The sequence below is a fragment of the Streptomyces sp. NPDC015130 genome (assembly GCF_043080005.1).
Lineage (GTDB): Bacteria > Actinomycetota > Actinomycetes > Streptomycetales > Streptomycetaceae > Streptomyces.
Genome location: NZ_JBIBVC010000005.1, coordinates 77344 through 95674 on the forward strand (window position 1 = coordinate 77344; position 18331 = coordinate 95674).

Sequence of the window (18331 nt, forward strand, 5' to 3'; positions counted from 1 at the left end):
GTGCCGCGCCCGGGATGGAGCCGCACGGCGGTGCAATGAAGTACGTACATGCGCACAACACCTGGCGGTGTGTGTAGCAGGGCCGGAGGGACTTGAACCCCCAACCGCCGGTTTTGGAGACCGGTGCTCTACCAATTGAGCTACGACCCTTTGTTGGTGTCCCTCAACGTACCGCATCGTGAGATGTGGTCGGTGCGGGCCAACGAGGAGTGAGCATACGTGGTCTTGGGGGTCCACGTCGAACAGAAACCACGCCGACCTGCTCTCGGACGGGCGAACGACCGGTAATGACCGTTCCTGTCCGGTCCGTGAAACCTGCGTGCCGGGCCCTGATCCGGTCTGGGACCATGGGCCGTATGAGCGCTGCTACCCCTCCCACCGAGCGTCGGGTCTCCGCCCGCATCGGTGCGATCTCCGAGTCCGCCACCCTCGCCGTCGACGCCAAGGCCAAGGCCCTCAAGGCCGCCGGGCGCCCGGTGATCGGCTTCGGTGCCGGTGAGCCCGACTTCCCGACCCCCGACTACATCGTCGAGGCGGCCGTCGAGGCCTGCCGGAACCCGAAGTACCACCGCTACACGCCGGCCGGCGGTCTCCCCGAGCTGAAGTCCGCGATCGCCGCCAAGACGCTGCGCGACTCGGGCTACGAGGTCGACCCCTCCCAGGTCCTCGTGACCAACGGTGGCAAGCAGGCGATCTACGAGGCCTTCGCCGCGATCCTCGACCCGGGCGACGAGGTCATCGTCCCGGCGCCGTACTGGACGACGTACCCCGAGTCGATCCGTCTCGCGGGCGGTGTCCCGGTGGAGGTCGTGGCCGACGAGACCACCGGCTACCGCGTCTCCGTGGAGCAGCTGGAGGCCGCGCGCACGGAGAAGACCAAGGTCGTCCTCTTCGTCTCCCCGTCCAACCCGACCGGCGCCGTCTACTCGGAGGCCGACGCCGAGGCGATCGGCCGCTGGGCCCTCGAGCACGGCCTGTGGGTCCTGACGGACGAGATCTACGAGCACCTGGTCTACGGCGACGCGAAGTTCACCTCGCTGCCGGCGCTCGTCCCCGAGCTGCGCGACAAGTGCATCGTGGTCAACGGCGTCGCGAAGACGTACGCGATGACCGGCTGGCGCGTCGGGTGGATCGTGGGCCCGAAGGACGTCGTGAAGGCCGCGACCAACCTCCAGTCGCACGCCACGTCCAACGTGAGCAACGTGGCGCAGATCGCCGCCCTCGCCGCCGTCTCGGGCAACCTGGACGCCGTCGCGGAGATGCGCACCGCCTTCGACCGTCGCCGCCAGACGATCGTGCGGATGCTGAACGAGATCGAGGGCGTGTACTGCCCGACGCCCGAGGGCGCGTTCTACGCGTACCCCTCGGTGAAGGGTCTGCTCGGCAAGGAGATCCGCGGCAAGCGCCCCGAGACCTCGGTCGAGCTCGCGGCCCTGATCCTCGACGAGGCCGAGGTCGCGGTCGTCCCCGGCGAGGCCTTCGGCACGCCCGGCTACCTGCGCCTGTCGTACGCGCTCGGCGACGAGGACCTGGTCGAGGGCGTGTCCCGGATCCAGAAGCTGCTCGCCGAGGCGAAGGCCTGATCACACGGCAAAAACGGGCCCCGGTTCCTCGGAACCGGGGCCCGTTTTTGCGTTCTAGCAAGGTCCCGATCGAGGAAACGGGGTGCCTTCGTCCATTCGGGTGCGGCAGTATCGATCGATGGAGCACGTTTCACGCGACATCACCCTGCTGCCCAAGGCCCATCTGCATCTGCACTTCACGGGTTCGATGCGGCCCACGACGCTCATCGAGCTGGCGGACAAGTACGGGGTCCATCTCCCCGAGGCGCTCAAGCGCGGTACGCCCCCGAAGCTACGGGCGACCGACGAGCGCGGCTGGTTCCGCTTCCAGCGCCTGTACGACATCGCCCGCTCCTGCCTGCGCGAGCCCGAGGACATCCGGCGGCTCGTCCGCGAGGCGGCCGAGGAGGACGTCAGGGACGGTTCGGGCTGGCTGGAGATCCAGGTCGACCCCACCTCGTACGCCCCGCTGCTCGGCGGGCTCATCGCCGCCATGGAGGTCATCCTGGACGCGGTCGACTCGGCCTCCCGGGAGACCGGGCTCGGGATGCGGGTGGTCGTCGCCGCGAACCGGATGAAGCACCCCCTGGAGGCGCGGACGCTCGCCCGGCTCGCCGTGCGGTACGCGGACCGGGGCGTGGTCGGCTTCGGGCTCTCCAACGACGAGCGGCGTGGCATGGCCCGCGACTTCGACCGCGCCTTCTCGATCGCCCGCGACGGCGGTCTGCTCGCGGCCCCGCACGGCGGCGAGCTGACGGGCCCTTCGTCGGTACGGGACTGCCTGGACGATCTGCGGGCCTCGCGGGTCGGCCACGGGGTGCGGGCCGCGGAGGACCCGCGGCTGCTGCGGAAGCTCGCGGAGCGGGGGGTGACCTGCGAGGTCTGCCCCGCGTCGAACGTGGCGCTCGGTGTGTACGAGCGGCACGAGGACGTCCCGCTGCGGACGCTCTTCGAGGCGGGGGTGCCGATGGCCCTGGGCGCGGACGACCCGCTGCTCTTCGGCTCGCGGCTCGCGGCCCAGTACGAGATCGCCCGCCGGCACCACGGGTTCACCGACGTGGAGCTGGCGGAGCTGGCGCGTCAGTCCGTGCGGGGCTCGGCCGCCCCGGAGGGCGTCCGGGCGAAGCTGCTCGCGGGAATCGACGACTGGATCGCCTGATCCCGTAGCCGGCCGGACGACTCGGTCGAGCGACCTCGATCAGGCGATCCCGGTCAGGCGATTCCGCGCATCAGGGTGCGCGCGATGGAGCGGGCGAAGTCGTCGAGCGGTTCGGGCGGCCCGCCGGCCTCGGTCATGTCGTACGCGAAGGCCCGCTGGACGCAGGCGCCGAGGAGGAGCGCCGCGGCCGCCCGCGGGTCCGCGTCGGCACCGACGCGGCCGAGGCGCTGCTCGGTGCGCAGGTAGGCGGTGAGCCCTTCGACGGGCTTGTGCGGGCCGGCGCCGAGTCTGCGCATGCCCTCCTCGTGGCGGGCCTTGAGCTGCGGCTCGGCGTAGAGCGAGGCGGCCATCGGGAAGCTCTCCTGGTAGAAGAGGGCGGCCTGCCGGGCGATCTCGGTGAGGTTCTCCTCGACGGTGCGGGTGCCGGGGTCGGCGGCGAGGGCACCGAGCAGTCCGCCGAGCCGGGGCAGACGTTCGTCGAGGACGGTGAGGAAGAGCTCTTCCTTGCTCGTGAAGTACTTGTAGAGCGCCGCCTCCGAGCAGCCGGCGGCCTTGGCGATCTCCTTGGTCGTGGTGCGGGCGAGGCCCGCCGTCCGCATGAGGTCGCGCGCGGCGTCGACGAGCCGTACGCGGGTCGGCTTCTGGTCCATGCATCCTCCACTCACGCTTGACGCGTGAGTGAGTATCCACCCACTCTGGGGGTGAGTGAATACTTACTCACCCTGGGAGGGTGCGACATGAGGCTCACTGTTTTCGGAGCGACCGGCGGTATCGGGCGGGAGATCGTCCGTCAGGCGCTGGCCTCGGGCCACGAGGTGACGGCGGTGGTACGGGACCCGGCGCGGCTGGCACTCACCGGGGAGCGGCTCGTGGTCCACCGGGCGGACCTCGCCGACCCGGAGACCCTGCGCGCGGCCGTCACCGGCCGGGACGCCGTGCTCTCGGGTCTCGGCGCGCGCGGTCGCGCGGACGCGGCCACGGGCGTGGCGGCGCGGCTGACCGGCTCGGTGCTCGCGGCGATGGAGGCGGAGCGGGTGCGGCGGCTCCTGGTGGTCAGCGCGGCCCCGGTGGGCCCCGCCGCGGAGGGCGACGGGGTGCTCGACAGGGCCGTCCTCGCGGTCGTCGGCAGCGTCCTGAAGGACGTCTACGCCGATCTGCGGGTGATGGAGTCCGCGCTGGCGGCGAGCGGCACCGACTGGACCTCGGTCCGCCCGCCGAAGCTGACGGACAAGCCCCTGACCGGCCGGTACCGCACGGTCGTCGGCGGCAACCCGCCCCGGGGCCGCACGCTGGCCCGCGCGGACGTGGCCCACGCGATGCTGGCGATGATCGACGCCCCGGCGACGGTCAGGCAGGGCGTCGGAGTCGCCTACTAGGGCGTGTTGCGGAAAGTAGCGCCGGCCGCCCGAAGCACCTGTCCGGGCGAGGGGCGCCGAACAGACCCCAGGGGGTGTCAGAGCTCCACGCCGACCGTGACGGGCTCGTTGACCAGGGTGATCCCGAAGGCGTCCCGTACCCCGGCGACGACCTCGCGGGCGAGGGCGAGGAGGTCTTCGGTGGTCGCCTCGCCGCGGTTGGTGAGGGCGAGCGTGTGCTTGGTGGAGATGCGGGCGGGCCCGGAGCCGTATCCCTTGGTGAAGCCGGCGCGGTCGATCAGCCAGGCCGCGGAGGTCTTCACGGCGCCGTCCTCGCCCGTGGGGAAGGCCGGCGGGGCGACGTCGGGGCCGAGGCGCTCCGCCACGCGCGCGAGGAAGGTCCCGTACTCCCCCGCCGTGAGGATCGGATTGGTGAAGAACGAGCCCGCGGACCAGGTGTCGTGGTCCTCCGGGTCCAGGACCATGCCCTTGCCGGCGCGGAGCCTCAGGACGGTCTCACGGGCGGTCGCCAGCGGGACGCGGTCGCCGGCCTCGACGCCGAGGGCGCGGGCGGTCTCCGGGTACTTGATCGGCGCCGACATCCCGTCCGCGTCCTCCAGCTCGAACCGGACCCGCAGCACCACGTACCGCTCGGGCTGGTCCTTGAAGAGGCTGTGGCGGTACGAGAAGGCGCACTCGGCGTTGGTGAGGGTGACGGTCTCCTCGGCGCGCCGGTCGTAGGCGACGACCTCGGTGACGGTGGCGGAGACGTCCTGTCCGTACGCGCCGACGTTCTGGATCGGGGTGGCGCCGGCCGAGCCGGGGATGCCTGCGAGGCACTCGATCCCGGCGAGCCCGGCCTCGACGGTCCGCGCGACGGCGTCCGTCCAGACCTCGCCGGCGGCGAGCTCCAGGCGCGTGCCCTCCAGGGTGAAGCCGGTGGTCGCGACGCGCAGCGCGGTGCCGTCGAAGCCCTTGTCCCCGATGACCAGGTTGGAGCCGCCGCCGATGATCAGCAGCGGGGTGCCCGTGGCGTCGGCCTCGCGGACCGCGGCGACGACCTGGTCGTCGGTGGTGGCGGTGACGAGCCGGGTGGCGGGTCCGCCGAGCCGGAAGGTGGTCAGGGGCGCGAGGGGGGCGTCGTGGAGAGGCTGCACGCGCTCAAGAGTACGGCCGGCTTCTGTCAGGACAGAAAGCCGGCCGTCCGTGCCGGTCAGGCGAGCTCGACCACGGCCCGCGACATGCCGAGGACCTTCTGCCCGGCGCTCGTCGCGGTGATGTCGACCCGCACCTTCCGGTCGTCCAGCTTCGCGGCGACCTTGGCGCTGACCTCGACGAGGGCGCCCTGGTCGTCGTTGGGGACGACGACGGGCTTGGTGAAGCGGACGCCGTACTCGACGACGGCGGCGGGGTCGCCGGCCCAGTCGGTGACGACGCGGATCGCCTCGGCCATGGTGAACATGCCGTGGGCGATGACGTCCGGGAGGCCGACCTCGACCGCGAACTTCTCGTTCCAGTGGATGGGGTTGAAGTCCCCGGAGGCGCCGGCGTACTGCACCAGCGTGGCGCGGGTCACCGGGAAGGACTGCGCCGGCAGCTCGGTGCCGACCTCGACCTCGTCGTAAGCGATCTTCGCTGCCATGGTCAGCCCTCCTCGGCCGCGCGCGCCACGAGCTTGGTCCACGCGGTCACGACGTGCTCGCCGCTCTCGTCGTGGACCTCGCCGCGGATGTCCAGGATGTCGTTGCCCGCGAGGGACTTGATCGCCTCGATGGTGGAGGTGACCGAGAGGCGGTCCCCGGCGCGTACGGGCCGGGTGTAGGCGAACTTCTGGTCGCCGTGGACCACGCGGCTGTAGTCGAGGCCGAGCTGCGGGTCCTCGATGACGGCGCCCGCGGCCTTGAACGTGATGGCGAACACGAAGGTGGGCGGGGCGATCACATCGGAATGGCCGAGCGCCTTGGCCGCCTCGGTGTCGGTGTACGCGGGATTCGCGTCACCGATCGCCTCGGCGAACTCGCGGATCTTCTCGCGGCCGACCTCGTAGGCCGCGGTGGGCGGATAGGTCCGGCCCACGAAGGACTGGTCGAGCGCCATGGCCTCGATACCTCCTGAATTCTTTGCCAAACGACACGAGGCCGCCCCCTGGCGGGGACGGCCTCGTGTACGAGCCTGATTAACGCGTCTCGCGGTGCGCGGTGTGCGAGTTGCAGCGAGGGCAGTGCTTCTTCATCTCAAGACGGTCCGGGTTGTTACGCCGGTTCTTCTTGGTGATGTAGTTCCGCTCCTTGCACTCCACGCAGGCCAGCGTGATCTTCGGGCGGACGTCGGTGGCAGCCACGTGAGTGCTCCTTGACGGACGGATGGGATGGATGAACGCATAAAAGAGTAGCCGATCGCAGGACCGACCCCACAATCGGCTACCGTGTGTAGCGGTGACCGGACTTGAACCGGTGACACAGCGATTATGAGCCGCTTGCTCTACCGACTGAGCTACACCGCTTTGATGATCCGGATCCCGCCCGAAGGCGGGATCCCTCTCACCAGAGCCCCAATACGGAATCGAACCGTAGACCTTCTCCTTACCATGGAGACGCTCTACCGACTGAGCTATTGGGGCGAGCGAGGAAGACATTACACGGTCTCCGGCCCATCACCCAAATCCGTTTCCCCGTGCCCTCGCGACGGCCCTGACCAGGGCCCTCACCAGGCGCCACGTACGCCACACGTGGACTCATCGGTACGACTATTGCGCTCCTCCTCGAAGGTCGCTCCGAGCCGCCCTAGGCTCGGCCCCACCTTGCGCGATCTTGATCTTGAGGAGCTTTGAGGAGCCCGATGTCAGCCGACAGCAAGCAGCCCCAGCCACCCGAGGACGGGGCCGCCACCACCGCCGACTCGACCTCGCTCCTGCTCTCCCACGCACGCCTCACCGACGGCCGGACCGTGGACGTCCGGCTCGTCGGCGGGCGCATCGAGGCCGTGGGCACGGCCGGCAGCCTCAGCGCCGGCGCCGGCGCCCGCGTCGACCTCGCCGGCTACCTGCTGCTGCCCGCCGCCGCCGAGCCCCACGCCCACGCCGACACCGCGCTCTCCGCCGACACCCCCGGCCCCGTCTCGTACGCCCCCGAGGAGGTGCAGCGCCGGGCCACCGAGGCCGCCCTGCTCCAGCTGGGCCACGGCGCGACCACGCTGCGCGCGCACGTCCGCATCGGCGACGTGCAGGGGCTCGGCTCGCTGGAGGCCGTGCTCCAGGCCCGGCGCTCGCTGCGCGGCCTCGCCGACCTGACGGCCGTCGCCGTCCCCCGGCTCCTCACCGGGGTGGCGGGCGCGGACGGCCTCGCGATGCTGCGGGACGCGGTGAAGATGGGCGCCGGCGTGGTCGGCGGCTGCCCGGATCTCGACCCGGACCCGGCCGGATACGTGGAGGCGGTCCTGGAGGTCGCGGCCGAGCACGGCTGCCCGGTCGACCTGCACACCGACGGTGACGACCCGGCGCGGCTCGCCCGGCTCGCGGCGATGGCCGGCGGGCTGCGGCCCGGCGTGGCGATCGGGCCGTGCGCCGGGCTCGGCCGGCTCCCCGCCGACGCGGCGCGGCGGGCGGCGGACCAGCTGGCGGCGGCCGGGGTGACGGTGGTGTGCCTGCCGCAGGGCGGTTGCGGGGGCACGGAGCTGCGCGGCGCGGCGCCGGTGCGGCTGCTGCGGGCGGCCGGGGTGCGGGTCGCGGCGGGCAGCGGGGCGCTGCGGGACCTGTCGAACCCGGTGGGGCGCGGGGACCCGCTGGAGGCGGCGTACCTGCTCGCCTCGCTCGGCGGGCTGCCGCCCCAGGAGGCGTACGCGGCGGTGAGCGCGGGGGCGCGGGCCGCGATGGGGCTGCCGGAGGTGCGGGTGGAGGCGGGCTTCCCGGCGGAGCTGCTCGCGGTGCGCGGCGAGCGGCTCGCGGGCGTGCTGTCCCTCGCGTACAGCCGGATCGTGGTGCACCGGGGGCGGGTGGTGGCCCGGACGAGCGCGGTGCGGGAGTACTGCGACTCGGCGGCCGCCCTCGATCTGCCCAGGCAGGCGCGGCCGGAGCGGCCGCCCGAGCCGGGGAGCCCTCCGGCGGGTCCCGTCGTACGGTCGTGAGTATGCGCATCGTCATCGCTGGAGGACACGGACAGATCGCCCTGCGCCTGGAGAGGCTGCTGGCGGCGGGCGGGCACGAGGTCGCGGGGATCATCCGCCGGCCCGAGCAGGGGGACGAGCTACGGGCGGCGGGCGCCGAGCCGGTCGTCCTGGACCTGGAGTCGGCGTCGGTGGAGATGGTCGCGGCGGTGCTCCAGGGCGCCGACGCGGCGGTCTTCGCGGCGGGCGCGGGCCCGGGCAGCTCGGTGGACCGCAAGGACACGGTGGACCGCGCGGCGGCCGTGCTCTTCGCGGACGCGGCGGAGCGGGCGGGCGTACGGCGCTACGTCGTCGTCTCCTCGATGGGCGCGGACGCGGACCACGCGGGCGACGAGGTCTTCGACGCCTACCTCCGCGCCAAGGGCGCCGCCGACGACGCGGTCCGCGCCCGTACGGCCCTGGACTGGACGATCCTGCGCCCGGGCTCCCTGACGAACGACGCGGGGACGGGCCAGATCCGCCTGGAGGCCCACACGGGCCGGGGCATGGTGCCGCGCGACGACGTGGCGGCGGTCCTCGCGGAACTCCTCGACACCCCGGGGACGGCGGGCCTGACCCTGGAGCTGATCAGCGGCTCGACGCCGTTCTCGGTCGCGGTGAAGGACGTGGCCGGAAACTGACCCCGGAAACGAGCGAAGGTCCCCGGTGTAAGCACCGGGGACCTTCTTCACGTGGCGACGCCAGGATTCGAACCTGGGTAGGCTAAGCCGACGGATTTACAGTCCGCTGACATTAGCTCACTGAACCCGTCGATGACCTGCGGCCTTCCACTCACACCACCGCCGAGGAACTCACCTCGTCCATGAGACGTCCACAGGTACCCCGAGCTAGGTTCTGTCTCCTTGGCCAGTCGTTGCCGCGTCTCGGCTGGCTAATCTGCTCTGGTGATGAGGGACAGCGAGTTGACGGCACCCATCAAAGGGACCCGCTCTAGCTGGACCCCGGGGTGGGCGGTATGCCGCCCACCCCGCACAAGAGCAGCGACCCGCGATTTCTGCGGCCTCACCCGTTGAGCGGCACATCTCCGGACCGGGACCGGACGCCCTCTAGGTAGGGGACCCGCCAGCAGCGCAACCACCATAGGCATTCCCCCGTCCGATAGCGCTATTTGTCCGCATCTACGCCCATGCCCGATTTCCAAGGGGCTTGGCATCCATCCCAAATGGGTTTCAGTGTCCACATTTCTGGCTATTTCCGCCGTGCAGTAGAACTCTCTGCACCCCGCTTCCAAATCAAGCCAGATAAGCAGAGTGTTTCCGTCATGTGCCTGCTGAGAGGCGACCGTTGGTGGGGTTTCTGTGAATAGTTGCCCTAGGTGAGTGAAACCAACCTACCCGGAGGGGCACCTCCCAGGGAACGGAGATTTGACAAGTGCGACGATCTCGAATACTGGTCACCGCAGTCACGACGGGAGTTGTGGCCGCGTTATTGGGGCAGCCCAGCGCGGGAGCGACGGAAGGCGTTGAAACCACAGAGATGTTTCCGACGGTGCCTTACACCGTAGATGAGGAACATCCCATCTTGAATATCGGCGACAGGGTGCCTGTCGATACCATTGCGATGAATGGTTCGCGGCGAGGGGAGCCGGTTCTGGCTACCCAGACCGAGCATGGTGACGCCATCGCCCAACGAACGGGTACCTCGTACGACGTCAACATCGACGACTTCAAGGACGGCGCGCCAGCGCCGCGGGCGGCTCTATCGTACGACCCGATCAATGACTGTCGGAGCCTTCTTGGCGGTAATGAGGGTGCGAGAGTGATCAATCACTTCCAGTACTGCTCAGTCAAGAAGCAGGCGTTCCACTGGGTCGACAGTACCGGCAAGATCGCCGGGACGGTCAGCTACGTGCAGACAACGGCTGGTCAGGCGCCGCAGGATTACCGCGAGATCTACTTTCAGACTAACCTCGGGTACTTCGATATCGTCGGCTACTCCAAGGACATGCCTTTCGAGGTAGTCGGTGTGACGGGCGGATACAGCGGATCCGACGGGTCGAATCCGAAGTGTGACATCATCAACAGTGCAAACAATCCGAAGACTCTTGAGCAGTGGCGCGCTAACGGAAGTGCCGTCGCCGTCAGCGTATTTGATCAAGACAAGTCCCTGGCCGTTGGCCGAGATTTTGTCTCACGCTGCACCGTCGCTACGGTCACCGCACCCGGGGTCTTGAATTACAAGGACGCAGAGACAGGCATCAGGCTCGATTCGGCCAGCTACCTCGAAGGAACTGTCGGAAGCGGCATCTTCGACCGGGTCATGCCGAACGTCACATACTATCTCTACGACTCCCCGCACGGGCCGGTCGCCCTTCACATCCACAACGCCCTCAACAACCCCGAATTTACTGTGCCCTACGTCGCGAACAAATCCGTGCCGGGCGGCACGAAAGACCGTCCGTTGACGCGCCTCTACCCGAGCTGGGATTCTGCCGCCAAGATTCAGCGGCAGAAGAACATCTCGGCTAAAGACAATGCTTGCGCACCCATTAAGCCACCCACCGGCACCGACCAGGACTGCGATGAGTTCCCCTTCGGCTCGACCTGGGAAGGCCCGGCGGCTGGGCCGAACTTCTCCGTGAGGTACTTGGGCACCGCCCCGAACCGCTCTGCCGGAGCAACCCTTGGGAACTGGTACACGAAGGACCGGATCCTCCACAAGGACAAGTTCATAGTGAAAATCGTGCGCTAACCCCTACCTCGACGCCGTAGCCGGCGTCGAGGCTGTGCCCCCTCATTCAGGAGTGGGGCACAGCCACACGCGGATGTCGTAGCCCTCAAGGTCGTCGGCAGTCTGTACCGCACACCGCCAGACCTTCACCTCGTACTCACCCTCGTCCGGGAGCACCAGGACAGGGCCGGGTTCTCTGCCCTCCACGTTGATGAGGGCAAGCTCCCTGGTCGGAGAACTAATGCGCGATGTGCCCAGCAGCGTGCCCAAACGGTCCGGTGCGGGAGAATCCCAGACCGACAGCACCGCCGCGATACGGTCAGTGGAACCCGTCGTGGGGACGCCGACGGCGTCCCCGTTGCCCTGCACAGTGTCCCCTCTGGGGATAGCGGTCGTGGTGTCGACGCCAGGCCCGTCACCGGCAACCAGCCAGAACTCGCCGTGCGAAACCCACATTGAGTCGTACACCGCGTCCCAGGGTTGGACGTCGGGGAACAGTGTGTCGCTATTGAATGCGTTCTCAGGGTCCATGGGAGACACCGTATCGTCCTGCTACTGGAGCGAACCGGCCACTTTCAGCCTTGATGGCGTGGGTCCTTGAGCAACACTCATCTTCAGATGGTCCGCGGGAGACGACATCGAGCAGGCCAGACTGCGGGCCGAACCCGGCTGGTCGGGCAGGTCCCGCCAAGACGGAACCATTGCAGTACTTCCACGCGATGGCTTCCAGGGTGCGGCGGCGGTCGGCCCACCGCCGCCCGCAGACCGGATCGGCCGGCACTAGCAGCTCGATCCGGTCCCACATCGCATCAGTGATCACTAACCGAACAGGCATATCCGATAGACCGACGTACCCATCAAAGGGACACGCTCTAGACCGGCCTCAGCTCAACCTCCCGTTGGAGATGATCACCTGTTCCGCGATGAACCTGACAAGCGGGATCTCCAAGCGGAGATCAACGTCATGGGAAAATGGCGCATACTTCGGCAGGGTCCCTTCCTTCGCATGCACCAGCGAGTTTCGTATCGCATAGATCCTGCTCGCCAATTTGGCGCGCTCAGCCTGCCAATCCTTCGCCTCTAGATCCACCTTTCCAGCTTTCGCGAAAGCGACCTCAACCGTTCGATACCGGTCCACAAGGCTCGAATCGAGGGAGTTCAGGTCGGCGATCAACCTGTCGACATCAATAAACCTTTCGATCACGATCTCAAGAGACCTCTTCTCATTTCCACCCCCATCCTCCCTCCTTCCCTTCATCGCCCCGTCCACCTTCTTGATGACTTTTTGAATATCCCTCGGGCGCTTAATGGAGAACGAAGGATCGACGACGATCCGCTTGACCTGCTCCGTCAAATCGTCATCGAACACTTTCCGGAAGAAGTGTTCAGTAATGTGGTAGTAAGACAGGTACTCGAGCAGGGGAATCTCGGCGCCTACACCCATCAGGTAGTGCTGGACAAGCTCTGCGTCGTAAATCTGGCGCGGGGCATCCAAGGAGACGTCTGCCCTGTGACGCATCCGAGGAATGTGGGGACCATCAAGCAACGGATGCATGCCGATCCTGGCAGAGGCATCCAGGTTGTAGGCAGCATGAAACAGGAACGATTGAGCCAGAGCCTCAAAGTCTGAACGGTCAGTCGGCGAAGTCACGTGAGGAGTCGCAGAGTACAGCGTTCCCCTGATCGCATCCAGCAAATTGAATTTCGCCCCATCGCCCCGGATACTGTTCGCCCGCATCCAGACACGCTGCCTCAACTGCCTCTTTCGGCGCGGATCGAGATGCTCTGCCTTCTCACCCAACAGGCAGAGGAGGTGGACGATGAATATTTTCGAGGGCTTACCTACCTTGTAGCTCGGGGCCGCCTCCCCTTCCCCGCCGATCGAAACCTCACCAACCTCCCGCTCGAAGAAGCCGTAATTATCGAGCGGAACTACAAAGAACTCAGCCCTATTTGACCAATGGATGCCGTCAGCGCCGACGCGCACGGCCTCACCAATCTCCTTGAAAGTCTCGTCAATTTCGATTTCGAGAGTTCACCCATCGCCCTCCCGGCCCCCGTTGTAGCGGTAAGCACTCCCTCCTCTGATTGTTCAACTTCCCTAAGGAAAAGAGTTAGCCCCTTGACGAGGTTGGCCAGGTTATAGACAGAAGAGGCCATGCGCCCCCCTAGGCTTAGAAGAGAAGACTTCCGCCATCCTCCCGCATGATGGCCCCCCACTTCCCAATCACGCCCGATCTGTTACAAGATTCGATCGTCGGATCCGCTGCTCCCACTGTCCGGGATCCCATGCGACCCTGTGAGTACATCGAGAGGGAGGCTGCATGCCAGCGCAGGCCAGCGCACGGGGGACCTACTTGGTCATCGCTCAGCTGTTGAGGCGTCAGTTGGAAGACGGCGCATTGGGGGAGGGTTTCCTCCCCTCCGAGGCCAGCCTCAGTCAGGTGCATCAAGTTTCACGCAACACCATCCGGCGCGCGCTGAAGCAGCTTGAGGCCGACTCCCTCATCGTTTCGGTGCCCGGCTCCGGTTGGCGTGCGGCCCGAGGGTTCGATCACCGCCCCCTAATCCAGCGCTTGACCGCTCTCATCACCGACGAAGCGCTCGCAATCGGTGATGCGTACCCCTCCGAAGCACGCCTGTGCGATCGCTTCGGAGCCTCCCGTACGGCAGTACGAAGGGCTCTTGCTCAGATGGAGGGGAGTGGCCTGCTCGACACTGCCCATGGGAAGGGACGCCGAGTTCGCGCTCTCCCAAGTTCACCCGAGCAGCCGTAGCCTTGGCCCTCATGGGGCTTACTGCGTGGGCGTACTCGCTCTCCGAATCACTGCTGTCCGAGCCGTTGCCGCGCCGCTGGGCGCACTCTCTTGGGGTCGCCAAGCGGGCTCGCTCCCTGAGCCCGATCCTGGGGCGGGACGCCGAGCTGCTGGAGGCCGCAGCCGTCCTGCACGACGTCGGCTACTCCCCCTCCCTCGCCGCCACCGGCTTCCACCCGCTCGACGGCGCCCGCTTCCTCCGAGACCAGGAGGGGGCCGACGAGCGAGTCGTCCGGCTCGTCGCCCATCACTCCTGCGCCCTCTTGGAGGCCGAGGAGCGCGGGCTCCGGTATGAGCTGGAGACCGAGTTCGAGTTGGAGCGGCCCGAGCTGGTGGATGCGCTCATCGTGTCCGATATGACGACGACGCCGACCGGCGAGCACACGACGCCGGCGGCGCGGCTGGACGAGATCGTGCAGCGGTACGGCCCGGACACGATCGTGGGCAGGTTCATCCAGCGGGCGGCGCCGGAGATCTACGCCGCCAACGAGCGAGTGGAGGGGCGGATGGCCGCAGCTGCGGCCGGCGCTCAGCCGATGTAGGGCTCCCGGCCCGAATCGTCCAAGCCGTGCCGGATGCGCAGCCGCATGGATGGGTGGATGTCCAGGTCATCGAGGTCCGCCGGGTTCACCCAGCGGACCTCTTTCGACTCGCTGCTCGTACGAAGAGAGCCACCGACCGGGTGGGCCCGGAAGCAGATGGAGAACTGCTGTCGGACCTCGCCATCGTCGTACGCGAGGACGTGGTCGGGGTCGCTGTAGAGCCCGACGATGTTGTCCACCTCGACCTCGATCCCGGTCTCCTCCTTAACCTCACGCACCGCCGTTTCGCCGATGCGCTCGCCGATGTCGTGGCCGCCCCCAGGGAGTGCCCAGAGCTCGTTGTCGGTCCTGTGGATGAGCAGGAGCCGACCGTCGCTGTTGCGCACGACGACCGTGACCGAAGGCACCACCGAGTTGGCCTTCGGAGCTTTCGGGTCACGGAAGTGGTCAATCCGGCTCATTCGTCTGAACCTTCCAGGTCCGTGGGCGAGGAGATGGGCCGGGCGCTCTCCCAGACCCGCTCGACACTCTCAGCGTAGGCGTCGAACAGCTCGCCCCCAGGGACTCGCTGAATGTGCAGGACCGGCGCCATGTACGCGCCCACGCCGTACAGGTGACCGTTGGCGAGCATCTCGTCGTCGGCCCGGTAGATGGAGTTGTAGAGCGTGGTGGAGTGGAGCCGGAACTCGACGCCGGGCAGCCCGAACAACGGCGCGTAGTTGACCAGCGCGTTGCGTACCTTGCTCGCCATCGCGCCGCCGATGCCTTCGTCAGCCCCACGAATGGCGACAGCGGCAGAGTCGGGGTCCCCGAGCATGAAGCGGACCGGGACGCCGGCCGCCGACTTCTCCTTGACCACCTGATGGAACGCCGCGTCCTCGGTGAGCCAGAACCCCGAGTACACGAGGACGTCGAACTGCCGCGTCGCCCCCGCGTAGAGCTGGGGCCAGAGCCGGTTCGGAACGACGGATCGGTGCGGGTAGAGCCTGACCAGTTCTGCGCCACCCGCTTCGACGACCTCAGCCGATGTCCGCTCCTCCGGCCACAGGTACGACATCTCTCGCTGGAGGAGCGAGGCCGCCGCGTACTTGAAACGGCGGTATGGCTGGCGCTTAGGCTCGTTGATCCAGCGCTCCACCGTCTTGGCTGAGACACCGAGCCGCTCAGCGACCTGATCAAGGGTCAGGCCGCTTTCGATGATGGCGCCGCGCAACCGCTCATTGGCCATGTCGTGCTCTCCCCCCGACGGGACGACTTGGGACGACTTTCACCGTAGCGAGTCGTCTCGGAGCCGTACATCCACGGAGTCCAGCGTCTGCGCTGTTCAGGCCACGCTTGTGACATCAAGCGGGACGGACTCGCAAACACCAAAGCCCAAAGGGACTTGACGGTGCGACACTCGATCCCCATGATGAGGAACAGGTAATACATGCACCCCATCGGGCTTCGGCTCGGTGAGCCGTGCTGCCTGAGCACGCCGCCCGGAGGGCCCCGTGAAACGGACTCGAAGGAAGCGACTGCTGCTTGAGAACTGAACAGAGTGCTTGGAAAGAACGAGGCCGCCGCCTCCTCGATAAGGCGGCCGGCGCGGCATAGGTCCGCGCGCTCAATCTCTCCGCAGCCCTCTCGGCTGCGGCCGGTTGCCTCCTCCGCCCGTCCTGGCCCCGTTCGCGGGGGCCGTACGGGCGGTGTGGCAGGGAGCCGGAGAAATCCCCTGGTTCTAACGGCGAGACCCCCCGGAGCTGGAACTCCGGGGGGTCGGTTCGGGCCGTTCCTGTCTGGAAGGAACACACCCAATGAAGTCCATCGCTGCACTTCAGGCCGTTGTTACGGCCACCCCGTTCGACGGTGAACCGTCGGACGCGGAGCTGGACGCGATCGAGCAGGAGATGCCGCTGATCCTGGCGGAGGTCGACCTGCTCGACGCGCACATCATGACCATCGACCGTCCGGCCACCGAGCTGGACAACCAGCGGCTCCGCCGGGCCCGCCGCCGAGTGATGGCGGCCCGCCGGAACCTCACGAACCGCGCCGCCGGCCTGGCACAGTCGGGCGGTGTCGCGTGAACCGCCTCGTCTTCTGGAGCCTCTTGCTCGCCTGTGTCGCGGTGGAGGTCACCGGGCTGGCCATCGACCGCCGGGACGTCCACTACGCCGGGATCATCGCCGCCGTCGGGGTCATCGCCGCCAACCTGATCCTCGCCCCCCGGAATGGCGAGGCTGAAGGGGGGCGGCGATGAAGAAGCGACAGCTCATGACCGTCGCCCCGGCGGTCGCGATGACGGTCGTGTCCATGGTCCTGACCCTGGCCGTGGTCGTGATGTGGCTCGGTGGGTCGATGCCGTGGCAGATCGCCCTGGTCGTCGGTCTCGGGCTGGATGGCGGGTGGCTGGCCACCCTGGCCTACGAACGCAGGCTCGCCGCGCAGGGCGACCACAACCGCGCGGTGACGGCGGTCGGCTGGGGCTTCGGCATCCTGGCGACCGGTGTCCTCGTGCTCCACGCGCTCGGGGAGGAGTCCACGGGGGCGTGGCTGGCGGTGTCCTGGCTGCCGCTCGCGGCGAAGGCGTTGTGGCTCGTGCATGGGATGTGGGAGCGGACCGCGCTCACCCCGGTCGCGCTCGACGCGATCCGGGGCATCCATCAGGAGGCCCGCGACGAAGCCGCTGTGGCCCGGGCCCGGCTGCGGGCCCAGGCGGGCACGGAGGAGACCCGCCTGACGGCCGTGACGGAGGCCGGGTCACGCGTCGCACGCGTCCAGGCCCAGACCGCCGAACGCCTCTCCGGAGCCTGGGCAACGCTGGAAGCAGCACGACAGGGCGAGGGCACCGCACGCGCCCTGACCTGCGTGACCGACCGCGTCACACCTGGGTCACAGCCCCGCTGGGAGCTCCCCATCTGGGGCCCCTTCGAACCCATCCCCGCACTCGACGCTGCCCCGGCACTGACCGACGAGGAACTGGACCGCCTCGTCACGCAGATCCGCGAGAGCGAGACCCCTCCGCTGTCCTACCGCGAGCTGTCGATCCGCTTCCGGGCGGCCGGCCACAGTGCGAGTGAGACCCGGCTGCGGGCCGCCTGGAAGCGCGTCACCACGGCCGTCTCATGAGCACGATCCCCGTCTACCCCTGGCGGCTCGCGCCGGATGGGCTGGCGACGCTCCGGCAGCTCCGCGCGCTCGGGCTCCGGCCCGGCGGACAGGACGTCGCCGCCCAGCTCGAACGCCCCCGCCGGCGGCGCGGGCCGCTGGTCGCGTTCCTCTACCGCATCGACCTGGCGCTGCCGGTGCGGCCGATGACCCCAGCCCGGTGGGCGGCGCTGGAGCGGGCGAACGCGGCGCGGCGGGTCTGCCCGGAGTGTGGTCGGGATGCCGGGTACCGGATCCCGTCCTCGCTCGGCATGTGCACCCCCTGCGCCTACCCCGACACCACGTCCCCGCTCTCGCCCTCGGAGCCCTCGCACTGGCTGTCTGAGGCCCGGCGGTCAGGCGCTTGAGGCTTCACCGACCAGCTCGAAGATCCGCGCGATCCACTTACGTACCTGGTGCCACCGGCTGCAGTACCGGCGCGAGCGCCACCACGACCGGTACACGACCGGCCGACGACACCACTTGCACGGCTTCGTACGCATCCCTTGATCCCCCATGGCCGCGACTCTAACGGCCCCCTCTGACCTGGGAGAACCGATGTCGAACCTCCCCGAACCCGCCCCCGTCGTCCGCCTCCCGGACGGCACCTACACCTACGCCGACCAACTCCCCGCCATCCAGACCTCGGTGGGGGCCCCGCAGGTGGTTCACCAGCACATCCACCAGGCACCGCCCGACCGCACCGTCCAGCGGATCGCGCTCGGCTCCGGGATCGGCGCCGGCACCGTGGCCGCCGGGGTCTACTTCGGCCCCCTCCTCGTCGGCGCCCTGACCGCGATCGCCGCGAACCTCGCCCTCCTCGCCTTCCTCGCCGCCGTCCTCGCCTGGGGCGTCGTGACCGTCGTCCGCTCCATCGGCGGGCCCGACGGACGACAGGCCGCGAAGAGCATCGCGAAGGCCCGCAAGCGCCGCTGACAGC

Annotated in this window: 22 protein-coding genes, 4 tRNA genes and 1 pseudogene; 13 read left to right on the top strand and 14 right to left on the bottom strand. The window is 68.4% G+C overall.

The window, feature by feature from the left end; all coding sequences use genetic code 11:
• Positions 1-77: 77 nt before the first annotated feature.
• Positions 78-150: transfer RNA gene (locus ACF08F_RS11705), tRNA-Trp, on the bottom strand.
• 206 nt (positions 151-356) lie between these two features.
• Between ACF08F_RS11705 and ACF08F_RS11710 the strand changes: the two genes are divergently transcribed.
• Entirely contained in the window at positions 357-1583 is a 1227-nt protein-coding gene (locus ACF08F_RS11710) for a pyridoxal phosphate-dependent aminotransferase (RefSeq protein ID WP_392298324.1), read from the top strand.
• 118 nt (positions 1584-1701) lie between these two features.
• Complete coding sequence (locus ACF08F_RS11715) at positions 1702-2721, top strand: adenosine deaminase (RefSeq protein ID WP_392298325.1); 1020 nt, start codon at positions 1702-1704, stop codon at positions 2719-2721.
• Positions 2722-2774: 53 nt separating this feature from the next.
• Here the strand turns inward: ACF08F_RS11715 and ACF08F_RS11720 are convergent, their stop codons facing one another.
• Entirely contained in the window at positions 2775-3371 is a 597-nt protein-coding gene (locus ACF08F_RS11720) for a TetR/AcrR family transcriptional regulator (RefSeq protein ID WP_392298326.1), read from the bottom strand.
• A gap of 87 nt (positions 3372-3458) precedes the next feature.
• Between ACF08F_RS11720 and ACF08F_RS11725 the strand changes: the two genes are divergently transcribed.
• Positions 3459-4097 carry an NAD(P)-dependent oxidoreductase gene (locus ACF08F_RS11725; protein WP_392298327.1) on the top strand — a complete coding sequence of 213 codons (639 nt, stop codon included), beginning with the start codon at positions 3459-3461 and terminating at the stop codon, positions 4095-4097.
• Positions 4098-4174: 77 nt separating this feature from the next.
• On the opposite strand, the gene ACF08F_RS11730 is transcribed toward ACF08F_RS11725, so the two are convergent.
• From ACF08F_RS11730 to ACF08F_RS11755, 6 genes are all read right to left on the bottom strand, one after another.
• Complete coding sequence (locus ACF08F_RS11730; RefSeq protein ID WP_392298718.1) at positions 4175-5263, bottom strand: UDP-N-acetylmuramate dehydrogenase; 1089 nt, start codon at positions 5261-5263, stop codon at positions 4175-4177.
• Between the two features lie 26 nt (positions 5264-5289).
• Positions 5290-5718, bottom strand: coding sequence for a MaoC family dehydratase (locus ACF08F_RS11735; protein ID WP_392298328.1), 429 nt, complete (start codon positions 5716-5718; stop codon positions 5290-5292).
• A gap of 2 nt (positions 5719-5720) precedes the next feature.
• On the bottom strand, positions 5721-6173 hold the full coding sequence (locus ACF08F_RS11740; RefSeq protein ID WP_392298329.1) for a MaoC family dehydratase N-terminal domain-containing protein: 453 nt from the start codon (positions 6171-6173) through the stop codon (positions 5721-5723).
• 79 nt (positions 6174-6252) lie between these two features.
• The gene (gene rpmG, locus ACF08F_RS11745; protein WP_003956487.1) at positions 6253-6417 is read right to left on the bottom strand and encodes a 50S ribosomal protein L33; all 165 of its coding nucleotides are present in this window, start codon (positions 6415-6417) and stop codon (positions 6253-6255) included.
• A gap of 89 nt (positions 6418-6506) precedes the next feature.
• A tRNA-Met gene (locus tag ACF08F_RS11750) sits at positions 6507-6579 on the bottom strand.
• Positions 6580-6623: 44 nt separating this feature from the next.
• Positions 6624-6696 (bottom strand) — tRNA-Thr (locus tag ACF08F_RS11755).
• Positions 6697-6914: 218 nt separating this feature from the next.
• Between ACF08F_RS11755 and ACF08F_RS11760 the strand changes: the two genes are divergently transcribed.
• A complete protein-coding gene (locus tag ACF08F_RS11760; protein WP_392298330.1) occupies positions 6915-8198 on the top strand; it encodes an amidohydrolase family protein in 1284 nt (427 codons plus the stop codon).
• A 2-nt stretch (positions 8199-8200) separates the two neighbouring features.
• Positions 8201-8857 carry an NAD(P)H-binding protein gene (locus tag ACF08F_RS11765; RefSeq protein WP_392298331.1) on the top strand — a complete coding sequence of 219 codons (657 nt, stop codon included), beginning with the start codon at positions 8201-8203 and terminating at the stop codon, positions 8855-8857.
• 52 nt (positions 8858-8909) lie between these two features.
• Here ACF08F_RS11765 and ACF08F_RS11770 read toward each other — a convergent pair.
• Positions 8910-9021: transfer RNA gene (locus tag ACF08F_RS11770), tRNA-Tyr, on the bottom strand.
• 632 nt (positions 9022-9653) lie between these two features.
• Between ACF08F_RS11770 and ACF08F_RS11775 the strand changes: the two genes are divergently transcribed.
• Entirely contained in the window at positions 9654-10928 is a 1275-nt protein-coding gene (locus ACF08F_RS11775) for a NucA/NucB deoxyribonuclease domain-containing protein (RefSeq protein WP_392298332.1), read from the top strand.
• A gap of 42 nt (positions 10929-10970) precedes the next feature.
• Here ACF08F_RS11775 and ACF08F_RS11780 read toward each other — a convergent pair whose 3' ends face one another.
• From ACF08F_RS11780 to ACF08F_RS11790, 3 genes and pseudogenes are all read right to left on the bottom strand, one after another.
• A complete protein-coding gene (locus tag ACF08F_RS11780) occupies positions 10971-11438 on the bottom strand; it encodes a hypothetical protein (protein ID WP_392298333.1) in 468 nt (155 codons plus the stop codon).
• Between the two features lie 129 nt (positions 11439-11567).
• Positions 11568-11742: pseudogene (locus ACF08F_RS11785) on the bottom strand (transposase); the annotation flags it as partial.
• Between the two features lie 48 nt (positions 11743-11790).
• A complete protein-coding gene (locus ACF08F_RS11790) occupies positions 11791-12894 on the bottom strand; it encodes a hypothetical protein (RefSeq protein ID WP_392298334.1) in 1104 nt (367 codons plus the stop codon).
• A 337-nt stretch (positions 12895-13231) separates the two neighbouring features.
• Between ACF08F_RS11790 and ACF08F_RS11795 the strand changes: the two genes are divergently transcribed.
• On the top strand, positions 13232-13684 hold the full coding sequence (locus ACF08F_RS11795) for a GntR family transcriptional regulator (protein WP_392298335.1): 453 nt from the start codon (positions 13232-13234) through the stop codon (positions 13682-13684).
• A gap of 11 nt (positions 13685-13695) precedes the next feature.
• Positions 13696-14265, top strand: a complete 570-nt coding sequence (locus ACF08F_RS11800) for an HD domain-containing protein (RefSeq protein WP_392298336.1) — start codon at positions 13696-13698, stop codon at positions 14263-14265.
• On the opposite strand, the gene ACF08F_RS11805 is transcribed toward ACF08F_RS11800, so the two are convergent.
• Complete coding sequence (locus ACF08F_RS11805; protein WP_392298337.1) at positions 14253-14726, bottom strand: NUDIX hydrolase; 474 nt, start codon at positions 14724-14726, stop codon at positions 14253-14255. The genes ACF08F_RS11800 and ACF08F_RS11805 overlap by 13 nt on opposite strands.
• Entirely contained in the window at positions 14723-15493 is a 771-nt protein-coding gene (locus tag ACF08F_RS11810; RefSeq protein WP_392298338.1) for a helix-turn-helix domain-containing protein, read from the bottom strand. The genes ACF08F_RS11805 and ACF08F_RS11810 overlap by 4 nt, the downstream gene beginning before the upstream one ends.
• Positions 15494-16061: 568 nt before the next feature.
• Here ACF08F_RS11810 and ACF08F_RS11815 point away from each other — a divergent pair.
• The 5 genes from ACF08F_RS11815 (at position 16062) to ACF08F_RS11835 (ending at position 18327) form a co-directional block, all read left to right on the top strand.
• Positions 16062-16331, top strand: a complete 270-nt coding sequence (locus tag ACF08F_RS11815) for a DUF6284 family protein (RefSeq protein ID WP_392298339.1) — start codon at positions 16062-16064, stop codon at positions 16329-16331.
• Positions 16328-16504 (top strand): hypothetical protein, encoded by a 177-nt coding sequence (locus ACF08F_RS11820; RefSeq protein WP_392298340.1) that lies wholly within the window; start codon positions 16328-16330, stop codon positions 16502-16504. The genes ACF08F_RS11815 and ACF08F_RS11820 overlap by 4 nt, the downstream gene beginning before the upstream one ends.
• Positions 16501-17373 carry a protein spdB gene (locus ACF08F_RS11825; RefSeq protein WP_392298341.1) on the top strand — a complete coding sequence of 291 codons (873 nt, stop codon included), beginning with the start codon at positions 16501-16503 and terminating at the stop codon, positions 17371-17373. Before ACF08F_RS11820 ends, ACF08F_RS11825 begins: the two co-directional genes overlap by 4 nt.
• On the top strand, positions 17370-17759 hold the full coding sequence (locus ACF08F_RS11830; protein ID WP_392298342.1) for an RRQRL motif-containing zinc-binding protein: 390 nt from the start codon (positions 17370-17372) through the stop codon (positions 17757-17759). The genes ACF08F_RS11825 and ACF08F_RS11830 overlap by 4 nt, the downstream gene beginning before the upstream one ends.
• A gap of 190 nt (positions 17760-17949) precedes the next feature.
• Positions 17950-18327, top strand: coding sequence for a DUF6251 family protein (locus tag ACF08F_RS11835; protein ID WP_392298343.1), 378 nt, complete (start codon positions 17950-17952; stop codon positions 18325-18327).
• Positions 18328-18331: the final 4 nt, after the last annotated feature.

Bases quoted from the DNA above. Each gene is read 5' to 3' on its own strand.
- ACF08F_RS11765 (WP_392298331.1), top strand. From the start codon at position 8,201: ATGCGCATCGTCATCGCTGGAGGACACGGACAGATCGCCCTGCGCCTG.
- ACF08F_RS11760 (WP_392298330.1), top strand. From the start codon at position 6,915: ATGTCAGCCGACAGCAAGCAGCCCCAGCCACCCGAGGACGGGGCCGCC.
- ACF08F_RS11715 (WP_392298325.1), top strand. From the start codon at position 1,702: ATGGAGCACGTTTCACGCGACATCACCCTGCTGCCCAAGGCCCATCTG.
- ACF08F_RS11800 (WP_392298336.1), top strand. From the start codon at position 13,696: ATGGGGCTTACTGCGTGGGCGTACTCGCTCTCCGAATCACTGCTGTCC.
- ACF08F_RS11825 (WP_392298341.1), top strand. From the start codon at position 16,501: ATGAAGAAGCGACAGCTCATGACCGTCGCCCCGGCGGTCGCGATGACG.
- ACF08F_RS11735 (WP_392298328.1), bottom strand. From the start codon at position 5,718: ATGGCAGCGAAGATCGCTTACGACGAGGTCGAGGTCGGCACCGAGCTG.
- ACF08F_RS11815 (WP_392298339.1), top strand. From the start codon at position 16,062: ATGAAGTCCATCGCTGCACTTCAGGCCGTTGTTACGGCCACCCCGTTC.
- ACF08F_RS11830 (WP_392298342.1), top strand. From the start codon at position 17,370: ATGAGCACGATCCCCGTCTACCCCTGGCGGCTCGCGCCGGATGGGCTG.
- ACF08F_RS11780 (WP_392298333.1), bottom strand. From the start codon at position 11,438: ATGGACCCTGAGAACGCATTCAATAGCGACACACTGTTCCCCGACGTC.
- ACF08F_RS11725 (WP_392298327.1), top strand. From the start codon at position 3,459: ATGAGGCTCACTGTTTTCGGAGCGACCGGCGGTATCGGGCGGGAGATC.
- ACF08F_RS11805 (WP_392298337.1), bottom strand. From the start codon at position 14,726: ATGAGCCGGATTGACCACTTCCGTGACCCGAAAGCTCCGAAGGCCAAC.
- ACF08F_RS11720 (WP_392298326.1), bottom strand. From the start codon at position 3,371: ATGGACCAGAAGCCGACCCGCGTACGGCTCGTCGACGCCGCGCGCGAC.
- ACF08F_RS11740 (WP_392298329.1), bottom strand. From the start codon at position 6,173: ATGGCGCTCGACCAGTCCTTCGTGGGCCGGACCTATCCGCCCACCGCG.
- ACF08F_RS11795 (WP_392298335.1), top strand. From the start codon at position 13,232: ATGCCAGCGCAGGCCAGCGCACGGGGGACCTACTTGGTCATCGCTCAG.
- ACF08F_RS11810 (WP_392298338.1), bottom strand. From the start codon at position 15,493: ATGGCCAATGAGCGGTTGCGCGGCGCCATCATCGAAAGCGGCCTGACC.
- ACF08F_RS11710 (WP_392298324.1), top strand. From the start codon at position 357: ATGAGCGCTGCTACCCCTCCCACCGAGCGTCGGGTCTCCGCCCGCATC.
- ACF08F_RS11835 (WP_392298343.1), top strand. From the start codon at position 17,950: ATGTCGAACCTCCCCGAACCCGCCCCCGTCGTCCGCCTCCCGGACGGC.